Raw genomic sequence first — 18038 nt, 5'->3', positions numbered from 1 at the left:
GACGCAAGGAGAAAAGCGAGTCCGGCAGAAAGCCGGACTCGGCTGCATTAAGATCGTGGCGGCATCATCGCGCCAGCGGCATCAGAAATGCAGAGAGGCACCGACATAGGCACCATCGGCGATAACGTTGTCTTTACGACCGTTTTTGCCGTTCATCGCCAGATACTGGTAGCCGACGCGCACGTCAACCAGCGAAATCGGCTGGAAGCTTACGCCTGCGGAAGCTTCCTGATAGTCGTCAATATGGCTGGAGAAGGCGTCCGGCGAGTAATAGTACTGGCCGTAAACGCTGAACATGTTGGTGATCGGAGCGCTTGCGCCAACGCCGACTGCAACAGCGTAACCGTCTTTGTTATCGGTCGGGTTAGTGGAGATAGCTTTTACGCCTGGGGTGATCATAAAATCGCCCAGCGCCACGTTGTAACCCAGACCCAGGCTGCCCATGCTGCCGTCATGGTCGCTACGCAGCCAGTTGCCGGAAAGCGCGAAGCCCGGCGTAGTGGTGCCCAGACCTGCATGCAGGTTGGTATAATCGCGACCCACATCGACGCCGCCTTCAATCGCCTGCGCTGAACCTGCCAGCACTAACAGCGCCAGAGCGCCTGCGGTAGTTGCCACTGCTTTCATTTTATTCTCCTGGTGGATTTACGCCGTTTCCTGACGGCCCCGAAGCATAGACCATCATTTCGGGGAAGCAAATGAGAATACGATGAAACAGACCTGCCGTTTAGTTAGCGTTGCTGTCGCACAGTAACAGAGTATGTCCGTTAAACTATCGTCCACATAATACGGCCAATCAGCGGTGCGATAATTACGGTGACTACGCCGGAAAGCATCATTACCAGGCTGGCGACCACGCCCTCTTCCTGCCCAATTTCATAGGCGCGTGCGGTGCCTGCGCCATGCGAAGCCGCGCCAAAGCCCGCGCCTTTCGCCAGCCCCTGCTTCACGGCAAGCCGGATAAACAGCAGATCGCCTACGGCCATGCCAAACACGCCGGTAATCACGACAAACAGCGCCACCAAATCAGGCTGTCCGCCAAGCTGTTTTGCCGCCGCCAGCGCAAAGGGCGTGGTGATGGAACGCACCGCCAGGCTACGCTGGATAGCTTCCGGCAGCGTCAGCCATCTTGCCAGCCATACCGAACTGCATACCGCTACCAGGGTTGCGGTAAACACGCCCGCGCTGAGCGAAAGCCAATGGCGGCGAATAATCGCCATATTTTCATAAACGGGCACGGCGAAAGCCAGCGTGGCCGGGCCGAGCAGCCACAGCAGCCAGTGGCTTTCCCCAATGTAGTTTTGCCAGGAAATATGGGTCAGCAGCAGCAGCGCTACCAGCACCAGCGGCGTCATCACCAGCGGCATCAGCAGCAGCCTGCGCCAGCGACGGTAAAGCCGCTTATTGAGAAAGTAGATCAGCAGCGTAGCCAGCAGGCAGGCCAGGCTAAGGATAAAATCATGCACCGCGCTTTTCCTTCTTGCGTTCGGCCAGCCACATTTCCAGGCGGTACACGCGATCCACCACCAGCGCGGTAGCTGAAAGCACCAGCAGCGTGCTAAGGGTGATCACCAGCATAATGCGCCAGCCTTCCACCCGCAGCAGCTGCGAGTAATTAACCACTGCGACCACTGCTGGAATAAAAAACAGCAGCATTTCCGCCAGCAGCCAGCGCGATCCGGCTTTCACCCAGTTCAGCGGCAGTACGCGCAGCATAATCAACGCTAACAGCAACAGCATGCCGACGATATTGGCGGGCAGCGGCAGATGCAGCCAGTCGACCAGCGCCTGCGCGGCCAGAAAAAAGGCGATATAGAGTAAAACCTGTAGCGGCACCTGAATACGTTGCGGCCACGTTTTTTGCGGGCGTATTGCCACCGTCATAGTGGTCTCTCTCTGAATAATAGGTAAAGAGAGTATAAAGCCGTACCAAAGGGTGAAAAAAATGACTTAATATTATTTTAACTATGCCTTACAGGAATGTTTATGGACGTCCGAGCCCTGCGTTATTTTGTGGAAGTGGTACGCCAGCAAAGCTTTACCCGCGCGGCGGAGCAGCTGTACGTCACGCAGCCCACCATCAGTAAAATGCTGCGCCAGCTGGAGGATGAGCTGGGCTGCACGCTGCTGATCCGTGAAGGGCGCAAGCTGCATCTGACCGATACCGGCCAGGCAGTTTATCAGCGCGGGTTAACTATTTTGCAGGAGTTTAAACAGCTGGAGGCGGAGATCAGCGATATCAACGATCTGAAAACCGGCGAGCTGCGGCTGGGCATTCCACCGATGGTCGGCATGCAGATTGCCGGTTCGATTTCCGCCTTTCGCCAGCGCTATCCCGGCGTCGAGCTAAAGATTTCCGAGTTCGGCGGCCTGACCGTACAGCAGGCGGTACTTTCCGGCACGCTGGATATCGCGATGACCGCGTTACCGGTAGCGGAAGATTTGCCGCTTAACGCGCTGCCGCTGATGAGCCATCCGCTCTGCGTTCTGGTGCCAAAAACTCGCGAATGGCTGCGCCGCACCCACGTTCCTCTGGCGGAGCTGGCCGGGCATCCCATCCTTATTTATAACGAGGAGTTCTCGCTAAACCGCCAGCTAATGCGCGCTTTCCAGGCCAGCGGCTTTACGCCGCAGATTGCGGTGCGCAGCGGCCAGTGGGATTTTTTGGCTGCCATGGTGCAGGCGGGCATGGGCGTCGCTATCCTGCCGGAACCTATCTGCCAGCGGCTGGATAAAAGCCATCTGCTGTGGCTGCCGCTGGAGTCGGAGCTGGTCTGGCAGCTGGGGCTGATCTGGCGGGAAGGCAGCTATCTGTCCAAAAGTGCCCAGGCCTGGATCGCCTGCTGCCGCCAGTTCTGGCCGGGCCAGACGCCGACGCTGTCGGTATAGCGGTTACGCTTAGTTGAGCAGCTAAAGACGTAGAAAAAACAAGCTGATAAGGTAATGAGCCAGAGCAATGACGCTCGCTAACCCGCAAAAGGAGTTTTGCATGACACAGACAACGCAGGCATTGCGCCTGCCTTTCATTGTTTTCCAGACGCAGAACCGCATGGAAGATGACAGCGCCGATGATATGCGCTGTGGGGATCTGAGCGAGCTTCAGCTCAGAAAAAAATTTCGGCTGGAGAAAGTTTCCGGCATGTACGATCCGTGGCGGGCAGAGAGAACCGATTTTCCCATCAGCAACTATGCGGTGATACGCCACAAGATGTCCCATAGTGAGGTGGCGGCTAAGCTATTTAACGAATTCCGCCGCGACTCGCTACCCTTCTCTTTTCTCGGCCATCGCGGGCTGTTTACGGCGCTGATCGACCATTTTCAGCATGGCGACGGCAAACCCTTTTCCAGCAGCGAATTAAATGGGGCTTATAAAAGGTTGATAGAGAGAAGAAATGAGGGCAGTTCTCTTTATAAAATTAACGAAGCTCTGACTGATATCCTTTCCAAAAATACCCAATTTTATCCACAACAAAAAAAGGACGCTCTTTATGAGGCTGTGGAGAACAGTTTCTTACCTAACTTTAATCGTTGGAAAGATACTATTAATGGTCTTGGCATGTCAGTTCACGGTGTCTACGCGACAAAAATCACCCTGAAGTCTCTGGAAGTTGACAGAGGTAACTACAAAGCCATTCTGCATTACAAAGGCCAGGATCACTTTGGCCTTGATGAGCGCGATATCATGGATCCCCGTTTCCATCATTTAAATATTTTCCGCATCTGGTTTGTCCTACAACGCTGGCAAAAGTATGCGTATAAGCCCTTCCTGACCAATATGGAAGCGACCATCACGCTGACGGGAAGCAAAAAGTGAAGAAGGTGAAAAAAATTTTCCCGGCCCTTGTCGTATTAAGCTGGCTATACGTTGTCTTTATCATGCTTCAGCCTGTGGAGATTGTGGCGGTTCATCAAAACAATATACTGGTCAGGCATTTCCCCCTTACCGACAAAGGAAAAATCAGCTGGTGGAAAAGGAACCGGGTAGCGATCAAAGAAAAGTTTGGGCTGCCTGAGGAGTATGAGGATTCAGGAACCAAAATGGTTTATATCTGGGATTTTGGTAAGGGATATGAAATCGAAAAACCGGACGAGACCACTTTTTTCCCCAGTGATGATACCGATCACTTACGCTGCTTTGAGGAGATCAAAGCAGCGGAAAGATGTATTCGCAAAGAAAATTTATTGATGTTTCTTGGCAGATCGTCAACCGGAATAACTCGTTACCGAACCGGGGGGCTTGTCTATTACCAAAAAACAGGCGGCCCGCTAATCCTGGAAAAGCGTGTTTTTGACGCCCACTAACTTTTTATTTATTGCCATAGACAGAAGCGTTTTGACAGGAAGAAAAATATGAAGAAGGTGAAAAAAATTTTTCCGGCCCTTGTCGTACTAAGCTGGCTATACGTTGTTTTCAGCATGCTCCAGCCTGTAGAGATTGTGGCGGTACATCATGATAAATTCACTACTGATATTTTGGTGAAAAATTTTCCTCTGACCAACCAAAGAAAGATCGACTGGTGGAAGAAAAATGCCGGAGCGCTCAATAAAAAATACCCTTTCATTTTAAATGAATCGGGCGAGACTTTTTGGATAACTATCTGGGATTTTAAAGACGGTTATCAGCAGGAGAAACCCGATGACACTACTTTTTTTCCCAGCCATAGCACCGATCATCTGCTCTGCTTTGAGGAAATTAAAGCAGCGGAAAGATGTATTCGAAAAGAAAACTGGCTAATGCTGGTTACCAGGGCAACAACAGGAACCATAAGCTACACCATGAAAGGCGCCTCTTACTACCAAAAAACAGACGGCCCGCTGACCCTGGAAAAGCGTGTTTTTGACGCCCACTAACTTTTTATTTATTGCCATAGACAGAAGCGTTTTGACAGGAAGAAAAAGTGAAGAAGGTGAGAAAATTTTTCCCGGCCCTTGTCGTATTAAGCTGGCTATACGTTGCTTTCAGCATGCTCCAGCCTGTGGAGATTGTGGCGGTTCATCAAAATCATATTCTGGTGCGGCACTTCCCTCTAACCGACAAAGGAAAAATTGACTGGTGGAAGAAAAATGCGGCGTTGTTGAAAACACGTTACGCCATTGACCCTAAAGCGGCCACCATTAATATCTGGGATTTCAGAGACGGTTATCAGACTGAAAGACCTGATGAAAATACTTTCTTCCCGGATAAGGACACCAGTTACTTGCTCTGCTTTAAGGAGATAAAAGAAGCGGAAAGATGCATAAAAAAAGAAAATATTTTGCTGTACCTTCGCAGTGGAGCGGATGGCGCAACATGGTACAGAGGCGACAAAGGTGCTTACTACCAAAAACCAGACGGCCCGCTGTTACTGGAAGAAAATTAATTCCTGTTTAAGCAGGTCGCAGAGAATGCCTGCTGTTGGCCTGCCATGCCGGCAGCACTGCGGCAGCCGCAGAATAACCCGCGACAACCACTATGCTGGCTATTTCGCAGGCCAGATACGCCACAGGGCGTGAGGATCTGTCTGGTCGCCTCGCGGATCGTCTTCTCTTAAAAGCTGCGTGGGTTGGCCATTTATTCCGGCCCACAGCGTATTGTGCGGCGTTATCTGCCAGAAAAAACAGTTTAGCTGCCCATTCTGTATCACCGCCGCCACACCTTTATCAGAACGCCCTCGGGCATACTGCCCCATAATAAAATCCCAGGCCTGTGACCATTGAGCCAGCACCGTAGCGCCCACGCGCTGAAAAACATGATAGCTCTGCTGATAAACATACTCGGGCGGTTGCATTTCGCTCAGCGCTGCCAGCGTGCCGGACTGATAGTCCAGCGCGGCTATTGTCCCACTCTCGTCTTTTGCAACCACAACCATATGTCCTCCGCCAGGCGAAAAGACATCCTGCTGATTAAACGCGCGCGGACGCTGCCAGGCCAGCCCCAGCGCCTCACAGGGCGACAGCTCCTGATTCAGATAGTGCCAGGTGCGCTGCCAGAGCTGTTGCGGCGAGCTGGAAGCAGCGTCATCGCTGATCAGGAAGCTCTCTATGCCAGAGTCTCTAAACAGCTGGGTGATTTCATCCAGCGTCGCCCCGTCCTGCTGCATCGTTTCCGTATGCTCAACCAGCTCCAGCACGGTTTTATTGGTTAACGCTGCCACAGTGCAAAAATAGCAGTTTTGATTTAAACCGTGGGGATTAAGCCTGGCGGACAGCGCCGGAAAATCGGCAGTAAGACGCGGCCCGGCACCAAAGAAATGGGTAAAATTCGCCGGCAGCGGCTGCGCCTGATACATATGCATAAGGTCAACGGCATGCTGCTGAAATGCCGCGTTAACGTCCAGCGGAAGCAAAAAATCATCAGCGTAGTTATCGAGCGGAATATCTGACATATAAACTCCTCAGTCAAAGGCGAGAATAGCTGGCAGGTTGAAAAGACTTCCAGACTAAATCCGCGCGAAGAGTACAGCTATCAGCAGCATGGCGTATCGTATGAGGCCAGATGACGGTGGCGTAAAGGCGATCGGCAGGACAGAAATGAGAAAAGCTGCGGGTCGGGCGACCCGCAGCCAGAACCTTACTCTTCTTTCTCTATCAGTAGCGTCTCCAGCAGATCGAGATCGTGCAGCATCTTCTGCATGGTCTCATTGCTGATTTTCTGCGTGGCGCGCAGATGATACAGCTCGCCGCGTTCGGCGCGCAGCGCGGTCAGACGGAAGCGGCGCTCCAGATTTTCTGCTGTTAACGCCCGCTCCAGATCTTCTTTGCCATCCACGCGGCGGCGCATATTACCGATGACCCTGGAGGCGATCTCTTTCACCAGATCGGCATCGATATTCTCTTCAGTATCCGCCACCAGACGCTCCTCCATCTTGTGCAGGCTGTCGATAGCGGTTTCCGCCATTACCGCGCGCGCCATCTGGATCTCATGGCGATGTGCCGTTTTATCCCGGCCCGTCACACCACGCAGCAGTAGCGGCAGCACCACAACGCCAATCAGCAACGAAAACAGGATCACGCCCGTCGCCAGGAATACCAGCTCATAGCGCGCCGGAAAAGCATCGCCTTCCGGTAAAAACAGCGGGATAGAGAGCACACCAGCCAGCGTAATAGCACCGCGAACGCCAGCGAAAGAGGCGATCAGCAGCTCGCGCAGGCTATAGCTGGTAAACTCCATCGGGCTTTTCTTCAGCAGGCGCTGGCTGATCAGACGCATCGTCCACAGCCAGGCGAAGCGCACCACCATCAGCGCGGCGTAAATCAGCGCCACCGACAGGATCAGCATCCAGAAATCGACGTTGGGATCGACTTCTGCCTGGCTAATGGAGTTTTCCAGAATATCCGGCAGCTGCAGGCCCAGCATCAGGAACACCATGCCGTTAAAAACAAACTCCAGCATCTGCCAGACGCTGTTGGCGCGCAGGCGCATCGCCAGCGGCGCCTGACGGATAATGCCGGAACGGGTAATGGTCATGCCTGCTGCTACCGCAGCCAGGATGCCCGACACGCCAATATGTTCGGCAATCAGATAGGAGGCGAAAGGCAGCAGCAGCAGCAGCACCGTCTGCGTCGCCGGATCGTCACCGCTCCAGCGGCTGAGCAGGCGCAGCGATTTGCCGTACAGCCAGCAGATAGCGATACCTGCAGCCAGGCCACCGACAGCAACCTTAACGAACTCCAGTGAGGCACCGGACACGGTAAACACCATAGTGCCCATCGCCACCGCGATCGCAAACTTCAGCGACACCAGGCCGGAAGCGTCGTTCATCAGCGCCTCACCCTGCAGGATCGACATAATTTTCTTTGGAATACGCCCTTCCCCAACGATGCCTGAAAGTGCGACCGCATCGGTTGGCGACAGCACGGCTGCCAGCGCGAAAGCGGGCACCAGCGGAATGCCGGGCACCAGCCAGTAGATCAGATAGCCGATGCCGACCACGGTAATCAGCACCAGTACCAGCGCCAGGCCGATGATTTCGCGCCCGTGATGCAAGAACTCGCTGGTCGGGGTTTTCCAGCCGTCCGCAAACAGCAGCGGCGGAATAAACAGCACCAGGAATAGATCAGGATCGAAGTCGACATGTAGCCCGAAAGTCGGCCATGCCAGCAGCGCGCCCATCGCGATTTGCACCAGCGGCAAAGGGATTTGAAAAGGGATAATGCGTGCGGCGACGCCGGAAAGCGACACCATCAGCGTGAGGATCAGAATAGTAAAAAAGATTTCCATGTTGTCCTTACATAGCTTCCAGATAGCGATATAACATCATGTGCGGGACAATTAATGTCCTGGATGATAGTAAAGCAAAAATGAAATGGCTTGAAAAACCTGAAGTGTGCTATTGCAGAGGAAAAAAGCTGAAATTAGGAACAAAGGCCGGAAAACCGGCCCCCTAAGGCAAATCAGATCGCCCAGCCGCCCGCATAGAAAGCGACCAGTGCAATAGCGATAACCACGGTGCCAACATTTAGCTTGCGCCACTCGCCCGCAAAAATGCGGCCGATGACCAGCGAGCCAAAGCCCAGCATAATGCCGGTAACGATGTTGCAGGTCAGTACGATAAATACGGCAGTCAGCAGGCCGGACATTGCGTCCACGAAATCGCTGAAATCGATTTTAGAGACGTTGCTCAGCATCAGCAGGCCGACATACATCAGCGCAGGCGCGGTGGCATAGCCCGGCACTAAATAGGCCAGCGGCGACAGGAATAAAATCAGCAGAAACAGCACGCCCACTACGATAGCGGTCAGGCCGGTTTTGCCACCTGCCGCCGTACCGGCTGCGGACTCAATATAAACCGCCGCAGGCGAAGCGCCAATCAGGCCGGAGAAGATGCTGCTGACGGAGTCGGTGGTCAGCGCCTTGCCGCCGTTGATGATCTGGTGGTCTTTATCCAGCAGGTTCGCCTGGCCCGCGACCGCGCGGATAGTGCCGGTGGCATCAAACACTGCGGTCATTACCAGCGCCAGCACGCTTGGCAGTACCGCTGGTTTGAGCGCGCCCAGAATATCCAGGCTAAACACCAGCGAGTTGCCCTGCGCGTCCGACAGCGAAGGCATAGCGAACAGCCCCTGGTATTTTACGCCCGGATCAAAAATCAGACCCAGCACGGAAATCGCGATAATGGTCAGCAGAATGCCGCCCGGCACGCGCAGCTTCTCCAGACCAAAAATAGCGGCCAGGCCCGCCAGCGACATCAGGACGGGGAAAGAGGCGAAATCGCCCAGCTCAACCGGTAGCGCGCCCGGAACAGGGTTTTTTACTACCAGCCCAACGCCATTAGCGGCGATCAACAGCAGAAACAGGCCGATACCTACGCCAGTGCCGTGCGCCACGCCCATCGGCAGATTACGCAGGATCCAGGCGCGGATACCGGTCGCGGAGATCAGCGTAAACAGCACGCCCATCAGGAACACGGCGCCCAGCGCTACCGGTACGCTGATATGCTGCCCTAACACCAGGCTGAAAGCGGTGAAAGCGGTCAGCGAGATAGCGCAGCCGATCGCCATCGGCAGGTTGGCCCACAGCCCCATGATCACCGAACCAAAACCGGCGACCAGGCAGGTAGAAACGAAAACGGCCGCGGGCGGAAAACCCGCCTTGCCGAGCATGGAAGGCACAACAATCACCGAATAGACCATAGCGAGAAAGGTCGTAAGGCCGGCTAAAACTTCCTGGCGGACAGAGCTGCCGCGTGCGGAAATTTTAAACCAGGCGTCTAACGATCCGCCGGTCTGATGATGGGTCGACATAGTGAAAATCCCCTGAATTTTTGAATTATTGATGCGCGACGGCGGCTCCGTATAACGTTTACATCCCTGATCCAGCTATTGCAGATCGCCAAAATCCCCGTGACGAGGCGGCGATCGGAAAAAAGCAAACGTTTAACCCGACGCGCAAACTGCGCTTTTATAAAAGGCAAACGATTATCCTGCCTTTCTGGCCGCACTTTCAACTACCAGGGCCGCTAAGTTTGCTTATTTTCGTCTATTTTACGCCGTTCACCGCCTGCACAGACTTTAACGGGCTTTGTCGCCGCTTCGTCATAGCGCTTTCTTATCTCTGCACAGGCAGGGCCGAATTCATTCAAGGTTTACCGCGCCACCTTTTTGCAGCGCTCGCTGCCAGGCTGCCCGGTTTTGCACTTTCGCCAGCCAGGCCTGAATCGCGGGCGAATCGCCTGCGCCGCCGCGAGCACTGAGCGCCTGGAGCGGAAAGCTCATTTGTACGTCAGCTACGCTGAAGCGGGATCCGGCGAACCATTCGTTTGCCGTCAGATGCTGCTCAATAAAATTGCGATGAGTGGCAAGCTGTTTATCCAGATACGCCTTCTGCACGCCTTTACCGAAAGCGCGGCCGACCGGCCTTAACAGCCACGGCACTGGCGCTTCGCCCATTTTGCTGAAGATCAGCTTCATCACCAGCAAAGGCATCAGCGATCCTTCCGCATAGTGCAGCCAGTAGCGAGACTCAATACGCTCATCTTCGGTAATAAGTTGCAGGCGATTTTCGGCATCATAGTGCTCCGCCAGGTATTCCAGGATGGCACCGGATTCGGCAATTACCCGATTTCCGTCGGTAATAACCGGCGATTTGCCGAGCGGATGCACTTTTTTCAGCGCTTCGGGCGCCAGCATGGTTTTCTCGCGCTGGTAAAGTTTGATTTGATAAGGGGTTTCTAACTCTTCCAGCAGCCAGAGAACACGCTGCGAACGGGAGTTGTTCAGATGATGAACGGTGATCATGACTTTTCCTTGTGCGTAAGCGAAGTGCTATCAGTATAGACGGCCTTAATTACGCTCAGGCTCCAGCAAAATTGCGCCCGTGCCGCGCTCGCTCAGCCGGTCATCCGGGTTGCGTAGCGGACAGTCTTCCATTGATAAACAGCCGCAGCCAATACAGCCATCAAGATCGTCACGCAGCCGGGTCAACGTCTCGATACGGCTATCCAGCTCTTCGCGCCATTTGCGGGTCAGCAGCGCCCATTCTTTGGATGACATCCGTTTGCCCGGCGGAAACTGTACCAGGTGTTCGCCAATAGTCGCCAGCGGAATACCGATACGCTGGGCGATTTTAATCACCGCCACCCGCCGCAGTACGTCGCGATGATAACGGCGCTGATTGCCGCCGTTGCGAAAGCTGGTTATCAGCCCTTTGCTTTCGTAAAAATGCAGCGTAGAGACCGCCACGCCGCAGCGGGCCGCCACGTCGCCGGGCGTCAGCTCGCGCTTGTTTAAACCGGGATTTTTTTTCATTTTGCGCTTTACCTCAAGTTAACTTGAGGAATTATACTCCAGTCCCTGAACAGGCGAAGTCCGATTTTTCGCCGTAGTGATTTGCCGCCGGCACCAGGGAGAAGAGCAGTATGCATGACGATATCATTCAAACCCTTACCGACTGGATTGACCGCAATCTGGATAAAACGCTTTCTATTGATGAAGTCGCCGCGCGCTCCGGCTATTCGAAATGGCACTTGCAGCGGATGTTCCGCGCCGTAACCAAACAGACACTGGGCAACTATATTCGTGAACGCCGCCTGACGCTGGCTGCCAGAGAGCTTTGCCAGACGCAGCGGCCGGTTTTCGATATTGCGATGCAGTACGGTTACGATTCGCAGCAAACATTCTCCCGCGTTTTCCGCCGCCAGTTTGCCCAAACGCCGACGGCCTGGCGTAATACTATGCGCCGTCCGCAAAAGCGCCCGCTCTATTTTGACTGCTCGGAGTTTCCGTCTGCGGTCGCTGCTAAAGGCTAAGCCTCTTCGCAAGCCAGCGAAGCCTTCGCCTGCCGCTGGCTCCACAGCGCGGGCGAAAAATACCAGCCACCGCCCAGCGCTTTAATGTGGTACATCGCTGCATCGGCCTGGGCGATGGTCGCCTCGCCGGTATAATGATTCTTAGCCAGCGCTATCCCCACGCTCAGCGACTGAGTAATTGGCGTGCCTTCATCCAGCAGGATAGGCTCACGCATCGCTTCCATCACGTCCTGCGCTACGCGGCCCGCCTGTTCACCGCTGTCGATCGCTGTCAGCAGCACGGCGAACTCGTCTCCACCCAGCCTGGCGACCAGGTCACCTTTGCGCAGGCGCCCTCGCAGGCGCTGCGCAGTCGCGGCCAGTACTCTGTCGCCAGCAGCATGGCCATAACGGTCATTAATTTCTTTAAAACGGTCACCATCAATAAACAGCACCGCCACCCGATCGGCGGTCAAAGGATTGCTTAGCTGGGCCTGCAGCTCCTGTTCGAAAGTCGTGCGATTAGGCAAGCCGGTCAGCGCATCGTGCCGCGCCTGGTGAGACAGCGTGTCGTTTTCGCTTTGCAGGTGCCGCTGCCACTCGGCCAGTTCGTCCAGCAGGCTGTTAAAGTCGCCGCTCAGCTTGTTCAGTTCGGCGATAGAAGAGGAAGGCACACGCAGGGAAAAAGCCCGACGTTTACGCACCTCATGCGCCACGCAGGCGATGTTCTGCAGCGCCCGCAGAATGCCCGCATGCATCCTGCGCGACAGATAAAACGCCAGCATCGCGGAGAGCAGCATGCTACAGCCAAGCCATGTCAGTGCCTGCCCAAGGTAATGTATTACCCGACAGCCATCACCGGTCAGCCATATCTGGCCGACCTCCTTACCGTTCTGCAAAATGGGTATCTGGAATGGTTTTGGAAACAACCAGTGTGAACCCAGCTCGCTGAAAGGATGCCGCTGCCCGTCTCTGGGGGCCGACCAGCTTGCCAGCAGGCGATGGCTGGCATCAAAAATGCGGGCCTGGCTGAACTGCGTTTTGGCGCCGATACTCTGCAAAACAGCGCGCGCCGCCTCACCATCGCCTGTCACTACTGCCTCCCGAGCGCTATAGCTTATGGTCGCTGCCAACAGCTCGGAGTTATTTTCGGCGTAGTTGCGCAGCGCCAATACGGAAAGCAGCGAAAGCGACGTGCCGCTAAATATTAGCGTCACAAGGATAATGGTCAGGTGAATGCGCCGTAGCGACTTACTTAGCGTCGGCAGCGGCTTTGCTGCCGGTTGCGCGGTAATGTTTCCCGCAGAATGATCATGATCCACGATTCCTCCCGCGCTGGCCGAACGGCTAATCGCCCGGGCAGCGCTTCTGCATCGGCACGGCCGGTATAACAGCCGACACCGTTGTTGAAGAGGCAAACGTCAAGTAAAGCTTTTGCGAGGCCGCCTCGTTCTGAGATAAGAGCTAGCGTGGAGAAGATCCCGGGCGGGCACGGCTTTTCAACCCTGAACAACCACTGGCGAACATGCAGGCTCCTGGTAAAGTACTTTTCCCACCGTTGCCGCCGTTGTAGCCCGACGGCCGTTAACAAAGAATAAAAGACGGCAAAAAAAAGTTATCAAAAATCCTACAACTCCTCTTTATGTTGTACAACTTTTCATTGGTCAGATTCATCTTAAATAAATTCGATTATTACCAGAAATAAGCGAATAATTTTGCAAATACTGGTGCAGGAAAGAATATACGGCTGGAAATAAAAGGATGTCGGATAAGATGAGATTATTGATGAAAATTATTATCATCAGTTGTCTCAAAAATAACCATCAATTTAACTTAATTTAAAATTTCATTAACTTACCCTTGCCGTGGCTAAATATTTTCTTACTGCTAACTCTGCGAAAATACGCGTATTTATTTCATTACGCGCAAAAAACGGACGTAATCGGTTTTAAAAATGTTCAAAACTTGTCGGACGCAGTGCTATAATGTGACCGTCATCACACTTACACCCCACTTCCGCACAGATGAAAAGCATTCCTGGCCTTTTCGTCCGGAAAGATGACGCCCTTTTTTGTTTGCCAGGCCTGATTTTACGCGGAGTTTCAGAAATATGGGTACCTTAACCGCTAGCCTGGTGCTGATGAGATGGGAACTGGTTAGTGCAGTCATGATGTTTCTCGCCAGCACGTTTAACGTAAAGTGTCGTCAGACCAGCCGTAAAGGCATGGCTTTCATTTTTACCGGCGTTGGGATAGGCATGTCTTGCTGGTTTGTCACCGGCCTGTTAGGTATCACGTTAAGCATGGATAACCTGCTTAACTTCTGGCATATCACCAAAGACGTATTCGTCGATGTGATGAGCCATACGCCCGCCGATTATCCCCTGCCGTAAGCGACAGAGCCGCATTGATTGTCGATGCGGCTTTTGCCTTCAGACCTTTTTAAGATTTCCCGCCAGCGCCGTTGCTTCGCCGCCGATCGCTTCCAGCTTTTTGGGTTTACGTTCCTGTAGCCACATATCGCCCATCAGCTTATTCAGCCCCTGATCCAGCCCCGTCACCATCCCGGCACCCGGCGTAAAGGTCAGTTCGCCAAAGTAGATCTGCCCTTCGCTGATATACCAGTCAACACGCACGTAGTCGAAATCGCTGGCCAGTTTTTTGCTCAGCGCCAGCGCTTTTTCAAGCGTTTCCATCTCGCTGCTGATATCCAGACCCGTATCGCGAATTTTATAGAAGCACGTCTTGAGCGTGTTGACATAGAAATTCATCGACAAAGGCGCGTTACCGCAGCGGTTATAGATAATTTGCAGAACGTACTCAAAAGTGCCGTCTTTTTTGTTGAACATGTGGAACTTGTAGTCAACGGCAGCAAATTTTCCATCGCCCACATACTGTTCAACCAGGATGCGTGGCTTGATATAGCGGTAATGTATTTCGCGGGCTTCATGCGAAAAATCGCGGCTCAGCCACTCTTCGCAGCGTTTGATCAACAGCTGCTTTTGCAGACAATCCGGCTCTTCCAGCAGAATTTCTACCATGCCTGAACCATGATTTGGCTTCACCACGGTATTTTTCAGCGAGCCTAGCCCCAGCAGCGTGATGGGATCTGCCGTTTCATGGACCAGCGGGATCAGATATTCTTCGCCGATCGTCTGCGAAATATAATCGCGTACCAGCAGCTTGTCGGAAAGCAGACCGTAGCGAAGGTAGTCGCCCGTCACAAATTTGCGGTACAGCACCTTCTCATTGAACAATTTTGGCTGGTGTATGTTAGGCAATCTTTTAAATTTACACAGGTAATAGATTCTGTCCTGGTAAGACCAGGGCATTTTCCTGAAAAGGAACATAAACCCTTTTCTTAATTCTGCCTTGAGCTTTGGCATTTTCGACCTCATTTGCAGGCTTTATAGTTTTGTGGGGAAAATTGCCCGGTAAGCGATTCTTTTATCGTCAGAATCTGCGACACACCCGTCTCATTTTCCCCGGCAGACACACAAAATCCGTCAGTTGTTACCCCCGTTTTTGCTTAGGGTCTCTGCTTCCTGAAGTACCGCGTCGGGTTCATGCCCCCAGCGCCGGAAGAGAGAGAAAAACTCACTGACGAAAAGATCCCTTCAGGATCCGGTAAGCCGATGCTGCGCTTACGAGATAGTTCTTAACGGGACGCCCTTTTTAGCGGATTAAACAGCTATCGCGGACGCCCGTCGTTTTTATGGCGTTTTTTTCCATGCCGTAGACGGCGTGCAGCTCTGCTGTGCCGGCAGGGAGGCCGTTTTGCCATCCTGCTGCCACATTTTGCCCATCATTTCATCCAGACCATGTTTCAGTACCGGCATCAAACCAGCGCCTGGCGTAAAGGTCAGTTCGCCAAAGTAGACGTCGCCCTGGCTGATATACCAGTCGACGCGGACATAGTCGAAGTCGCTGGCCAGCTTCTTGCTTAACGCCAGCGCTTTCTCCAGCCCTTCCCGGTTAGCGCTGATATCCAGCCCGGTGTCAAAGCGCCGGTAGAAGCAGCTATCCAGGTTGTTGACATAGAACAGCATCGACAGCGGCTGGTTGTCGTTACGGTTAAATACTACCTGCAGCACGTACTCGAAGTTTCCGTCCTGCTTGTTGAACATATGAAACTTGTAATCAATGGCGGTAGATTTGCCGTCGCCTACGCGCTGCTCCACCATGATTTGCGGCTTAATATAGCGATAGTGTATTTCGCGCGCTTCGTGCGAATAGTCTTTGGCAAGCCATTCAGCACAGCGCTCGATAAGCCTGTATTTTTCAACAAAATCCGGCTCTTCCATGAAAACGTTGACCATACCCGAACCGTGGTTCGGCTTGATAACGGTATCTTTTAACGTTTCAAGTTCGAATAAGGTTTCAGGATTATCCGTGGTATGCAGCAAGGGGATTAAATATTCCTTACCAATTGTATGGGCAATATAATCCCGTACCTGGATTTTATCTGATAACGCCGCGTAACAATCGTAATCTCCTTTAATAAACTTACGAAATAATACCTTTTCATTAAAAGATTCAGGATGACGAATGTGCGGCAGACGTTTAAACCGATGAAAATAATATAATCTGTCCTGGCAAGACCACGGCATAATTCGGATGCAGTTCAACGCGGCCTTTTTGATCTCTCGTTTTGCGTTTACCATTTTCTTACTCACTTATAGGTTTTGTAGTTGAGTGAGGAAAGCTGCATTCTAAGAATGACGCCATTCTTAAAGAAATAATTCATCAGCGTCAGGGATAACAGCTCCGTCGCCAGTACGCTCCAGGCCGCGCCTGTTAGTCCCCAGAAACGAATGAAAAACCAGTTAGTTATAATGCTGACCGCTACCAGTACAATGATTTTCACCAGCAGATAATTAAAGCCGCCCTCTTTTACCATATAGCGATAGGCCACGGTGCCCATTGCCGAAAAACAGGTCGCCAGGGAAAGCAAAGTGACCAGGTTGCCTGATTGCTGGTAGTCGTGCCCGTAGAGCAGGCTGACTATTTTTTCCCCAAACAATCCCACTATCAACAGCATCAGCAGCGATACACCCATCACGTAGCCGCTGAGCCTGGCGGCCAGCTTCAGCGCCACCTCTGAGCGTTCCCTGAAAATCTCAGAAAAGCTGGAGGTAATAATCGCCACCGGAATAAATATCCACGAGGCTGATATCGTATTAGCTGCAGTAAACAGACCCAGGTCGTGTGCTGACCCAACGCCTACCAGGAAAAACTGCGCCAGCTTCACCTGGATAGAGATAAATACGCTGGATATAGCCAGCGGCAGCCCCGCGTGGAACAGATAGCGCAGATAATTACGGTGCTTGCGCTTTGGCGGCGGGCTGATGCTGTTCGTCTGAAAAAACATTGTACGCTTGATCAGATAAGGCACCAGCGTCACCGCGACGATAGAGAACGACAGCAGTAGCGGATTGAGTTTGAACCATGCGATAGCGAAACTGATCGCGAAACTGATAATCATTCCCGTCGCATTAGCGACAGTGTTCATCCGTGACTCCAACCGCGCATTGTTGTAAACGCTAAAAATATCCTGAGTGACAAAAATAGCTGATAAGAACGATGCTACGGCAAAAATCAGAAAGTTCTCGCGCATCTCCAGCCAGACCCATGCCAGCACCGGTAGGGAGAGCAGCAGCAGCAGCGCCATACGTAGCTGCTTTGCTACGGCCATCAGGCGAAGGCCTTTAGCCGCGCTTTTGCTGATACTTTTGAACAGAATGGTTTCCGTACCAAAAATGGCTATGGTCTGAACAATTGAAAAAATGGATGCAGAAAATGCGATTTGCCCAAAAACAGAAGGCCCAAAAGATTTTGCAACATAGGATGTAACAAAAATTACACCAAATACCGAGACTACCTTCTCTGACATCATCCAGGCAGCGTTAGAGACGACACTGTGTTTCATTGAAGCTTCCTTCGTAGAACTAATAACTTATAACGAAAGTCAATACATCCTTGTCTACAACAGAGAAAGTACAGCCTGGGCGCGCCTGGCAAAATTAACATCCGGAATATTATTTTACGGACAATGGGAAGCCGCTCTTATTTAAAAGATTTATTTTTATCAGATCGTTTTTTTAACGAAGCGTCTGATTTTTCCTGGACTTGATAACGGGCATGCGATTCATGTCAGCAGGCACCCCGCTGAAGAATATCCTGGCACAGATTTTTATCGTCGCATGCTGGATCATTCTGAATTACCTGCTGGCCTTGTTAATGGCATGAATCGAATTTATAACAAAAAGCCGTTTATCGAAAGCTCACCAGGGACTTTGCAAATAAAATAGGAGAAATCCCATGATGATATTTA

The 18038-nt window shown here is 52.6% G+C and carries 19 protein-coding genes; 7 read left to right on the top strand and 12 right to left on the bottom strand.

From position 1 onward, the window contains the following. Positions 1-81: 81 nt before the first annotated feature. From ACETPC_RS15690 to ACETPC_RS15680, 3 genes are all read right to left on the bottom strand, one after another. Positions 82-627, bottom strand: a complete 546-nt coding sequence (locus ACETPC_RS15690; RefSeq protein ID WP_380182855.1) for a YfaZ family outer membrane protein — start codon at positions 625-627, stop codon at positions 82-84. A 140-nt stretch (positions 628-767) separates the two neighbouring features. Then, the gene (locus ACETPC_RS15685) at positions 768-1466 is read right to left on the bottom strand and encodes an LrgB family protein (protein ID WP_380182853.1); all 699 of its coding nucleotides are present in this window, start codon (positions 1464-1466) and stop codon (positions 768-770) included. Beyond that, a complete protein-coding gene (locus ACETPC_RS15680; RefSeq protein WP_380182851.1) occupies positions 1459-1884 on the bottom strand; it encodes a CidA/LrgA family protein in 426 nt (141 codons plus the stop codon). Before ACETPC_RS15680 ends, ACETPC_RS15685 begins: the two co-directional genes overlap by 8 nt. 102 nt (positions 1885-1986) lie before the next feature. Here ACETPC_RS15680 and ACETPC_RS15675 point away from each other — a divergent pair, with 102 nt between their 5' ends. The 5 genes from ACETPC_RS15675 to ACETPC_RS15655 all read left to right on the top strand — a co-directional run bounded on the left by ACETPC_RS15675 (position 1987) and on the right by ACETPC_RS15655 (position 5360). Continuing rightward, positions 1987-2889: a LysR family transcriptional regulator gene (locus ACETPC_RS15675; protein ID WP_380182850.1), complete on the top strand. Its 903-nt coding sequence runs from the start codon at positions 1987-1989 to the stop codon at positions 2887-2889. A gap of 100 nt (positions 2890-2989) precedes the next feature. Further along, a complete protein-coding gene (locus tag ACETPC_RS15670; RefSeq protein WP_380182848.1) occupies positions 2990-3814 on the top strand; it encodes a DUF3289 family protein in 825 nt (274 codons plus the stop codon). Next, a complete protein-coding gene (locus tag ACETPC_RS15665) occupies positions 3811-4302 on the top strand; it encodes a DUF943 family protein (RefSeq protein WP_380182846.1) in 492 nt (163 codons plus the stop codon). Before ACETPC_RS15670 ends, ACETPC_RS15665 begins: the two co-directional genes overlap by 4 nt. 48 nt (positions 4303-4350) lie before the next feature. Then, positions 4351-4851, top strand: coding sequence for a DUF943 family protein (locus ACETPC_RS15660; RefSeq protein ID WP_380182844.1), 501 nt, complete (start codon positions 4351-4353; stop codon positions 4849-4851). A gap of 47 nt (positions 4852-4898) precedes the next feature. Further along, complete coding sequence (locus ACETPC_RS15655; RefSeq protein WP_380182842.1) at positions 4899-5360, top strand: DUF943 family protein; 462 nt, start codon at positions 4899-4901, stop codon at positions 5358-5360. 99 nt (positions 5361-5459) lie between these two features. On the opposite strand, the gene ACETPC_RS15650 is transcribed toward ACETPC_RS15655, so the two are convergent. The 5 genes from ACETPC_RS15650 to soxR form a co-directional block, all read right to left on the bottom strand. Beyond that, on the bottom strand, positions 5460-6365 hold the full coding sequence (locus ACETPC_RS15650) for a hypothetical protein (RefSeq protein ID WP_380182840.1): 906 nt from the start codon (positions 6363-6365) through the stop codon (positions 5460-5462). 185 nt (positions 6366-6550) lie between these two features. Then, positions 6551-8200 carry a Na+/H+ antiporter gene (locus tag ACETPC_RS15645; protein WP_380182838.1) on the bottom strand — a complete coding sequence of 550 codons (1650 nt, stop codon included), beginning with the start codon at positions 8198-8200 and terminating at the stop codon, positions 6551-6553. Between the two features lie 173 nt (positions 8201-8373). Next, positions 8374-9723: an NCS2 family permease gene (locus ACETPC_RS15640; protein WP_380182836.1), complete on the bottom strand. Its 1350-nt coding sequence runs from the start codon at positions 9721-9723 to the stop codon at positions 8374-8376. Between the two features lie 330 nt (positions 9724-10053). Beyond that, the gene (locus tag ACETPC_RS15635; protein ID WP_380182834.1) at positions 10054-10716 is read right to left on the bottom strand and encodes a glutathione S-transferase family protein; all 663 of its coding nucleotides are present in this window, start codon (positions 10714-10716) and stop codon (positions 10054-10056) included. A gap of 45 nt (positions 10717-10761) precedes the next feature. Continuing rightward, positions 10762-11226, bottom strand: coding sequence for a redox-sensitive transcriptional activator SoxR (soxR, locus tag ACETPC_RS15630; RefSeq protein ID WP_380182832.1), 465 nt, complete (start codon positions 11224-11226; stop codon positions 10762-10764). A 110-nt stretch (positions 11227-11336) separates the two neighbouring features. Between soxR and soxS the strand changes: the two genes are divergently transcribed. Beyond that, positions 11337-11726: a superoxide response transcriptional regulator SoxS gene (gene soxS, locus ACETPC_RS15625; protein WP_380182830.1), complete on the top strand. Its 390-nt coding sequence runs from the start codon at positions 11337-11339 to the stop codon at positions 11724-11726. On the opposite strand, the gene ACETPC_RS15620 is transcribed toward soxS, so the two are convergent. Beyond that, positions 11723-13027, bottom strand: coding sequence for a diguanylate cyclase domain-containing protein (locus tag ACETPC_RS15620; protein ID WP_380182828.1), 1305 nt, complete (start codon positions 13025-13027; stop codon positions 11723-11725). The two genes, soxS and ACETPC_RS15620, sit on opposite strands and share 4 nt — an antisense overlap. A gap of 788 nt (positions 13028-13815) precedes the next feature. On the opposite strand from ACETPC_RS15620, the gene ACETPC_RS15615 reads away from it, so the two are divergent. Next, positions 13816-14097: a YjcB family protein gene (locus ACETPC_RS15615; RefSeq protein ID WP_380182826.1), complete on the top strand. Its 282-nt coding sequence runs from the start codon at positions 13816-13818 to the stop codon at positions 14095-14097. A 39-nt stretch (positions 14098-14136) separates the two neighbouring features. Here ACETPC_RS15615 and ACETPC_RS15610 read toward each other — a convergent pair whose 3' ends face one another. The 3 genes from ACETPC_RS15610 to ACETPC_RS15600 form a co-directional block, all read right to left on the bottom strand. Further along, positions 14137-15090, bottom strand: a complete 954-nt coding sequence (locus ACETPC_RS15610; RefSeq protein ID WP_380182824.1) for an ATP-grasp fold amidoligase family protein — start codon at positions 15088-15090, stop codon at positions 14137-14139. Positions 15091-15417: 327 nt separating this feature from the next. Beyond that, entirely contained in the window at positions 15418-16368 is a 951-nt protein-coding gene (locus ACETPC_RS15605; RefSeq protein ID WP_380182823.1) for an ATP-grasp fold amidoligase family protein, read from the bottom strand. 8 nt (positions 16369-16376) lie between these two features. Next, positions 16377-17633 (bottom strand): polysaccharide biosynthesis C-terminal domain-containing protein, encoded by a 1257-nt coding sequence (locus ACETPC_RS15600; RefSeq protein ID WP_380182821.1) that lies wholly within the window; start codon positions 17631-17633, stop codon positions 16377-16379. Positions 17634-18038 lie beyond the last annotated feature (405 nt).

Source organism: Pantoea sp. sgz302252 (genome assembly GCF_042610525.1).
Lineage (GTDB): Bacteria > Pseudomonadota > Gammaproteobacteria > Enterobacterales > Enterobacteriaceae > Erwinia.
The sequence above is the reverse complement of the archived record's forward strand: the minus strand, read 5'-3'. Positions and strand labels throughout refer to the sequence as shown.

Excerpts from the sequence above, each read along its gene's own strand:
- ACETPC_RS15690 (WP_380182855.1), bottom strand. The coding sequence starts at position 627 with ATGAAAGCAGTGGCAACTACCGCAGGCGCTCTGGCGCTGTTAGTGCTG.
- ACETPC_RS15680 (WP_380182851.1), bottom strand. The coding sequence starts at position 1,884 with ATGACGGTGGCAATACGCCCGCAAAAAACGTGGCCGCAACGTATTCAG.
- ACETPC_RS15675 (WP_380182850.1), top strand. The coding sequence starts at position 1,987 with ATGGACGTCCGAGCCCTGCGTTATTTTGTGGAAGTGGTACGCCAGCAA.
- ACETPC_RS15670 (WP_380182848.1), top strand. The coding sequence starts at position 2,990 with ATGACACAGACAACGCAGGCATTGCGCCTGCCTTTCATTGTTTTCCAG.
- ACETPC_RS15660 (WP_380182844.1), top strand. The coding sequence starts at position 4,351 with ATGAAGAAGGTGAAAAAAATTTTTCCGGCCCTTGTCGTACTAAGCTGG.
- ACETPC_RS15650 (WP_380182840.1), bottom strand. The coding sequence starts at position 6,365 with ATGTCAGATATTCCGCTCGATAACTACGCTGATGATTTTTTGCTTCCG.
- ACETPC_RS15645 (WP_380182838.1), bottom strand. The coding sequence starts at position 8,200 with ATGGAAATCTTTTTTACTATTCTGATCCTCACGCTGATGGTGTCGCTT.
- ACETPC_RS15640 (WP_380182836.1), bottom strand. The coding sequence starts at position 9,723 with ATGTCGACCCATCATCAGACCGGCGGATCGTTAGACGCCTGGTTTAAA.
- ACETPC_RS15635 (WP_380182834.1), bottom strand. The coding sequence starts at position 10,716 with ATGATCACCGTTCATCATCTGAACAACTCCCGTTCGCAGCGTGTTCTC.
- soxR (WP_380182832.1), bottom strand. The coding sequence starts at position 11,226 with ATGAAAAAAAATCCCGGTTTAAACAAGCGCGAGCTGACGCCCGGCGAC.
- soxS (WP_380182830.1), top strand. The coding sequence starts at position 11,337 with ATGCATGACGATATCATTCAAACCCTTACCGACTGGATTGACCGCAAT.
- ACETPC_RS15615 (WP_380182826.1), top strand. The coding sequence starts at position 13,816 with ATGGGTACCTTAACCGCTAGCCTGGTGCTGATGAGATGGGAACTGGTT.
- ACETPC_RS15610 (WP_380182824.1), bottom strand. The coding sequence starts at position 15,090 with ATGCCAAAGCTCAAGGCAGAATTAAGAAAAGGGTTTATGTTCCTTTTC.
- ACETPC_RS15605 (WP_380182823.1), bottom strand. The coding sequence starts at position 16,368 with ATGGTAAACGCAAAACGAGAGATCAAAAAGGCCGCGTTGAACTGCATC.
- ACETPC_RS15600 (WP_380182821.1), bottom strand. The coding sequence starts at position 17,633 with ATGAAACACAGTGTCGTCTCTAACGCTGCCTGGATGATGTCAGAGAAG.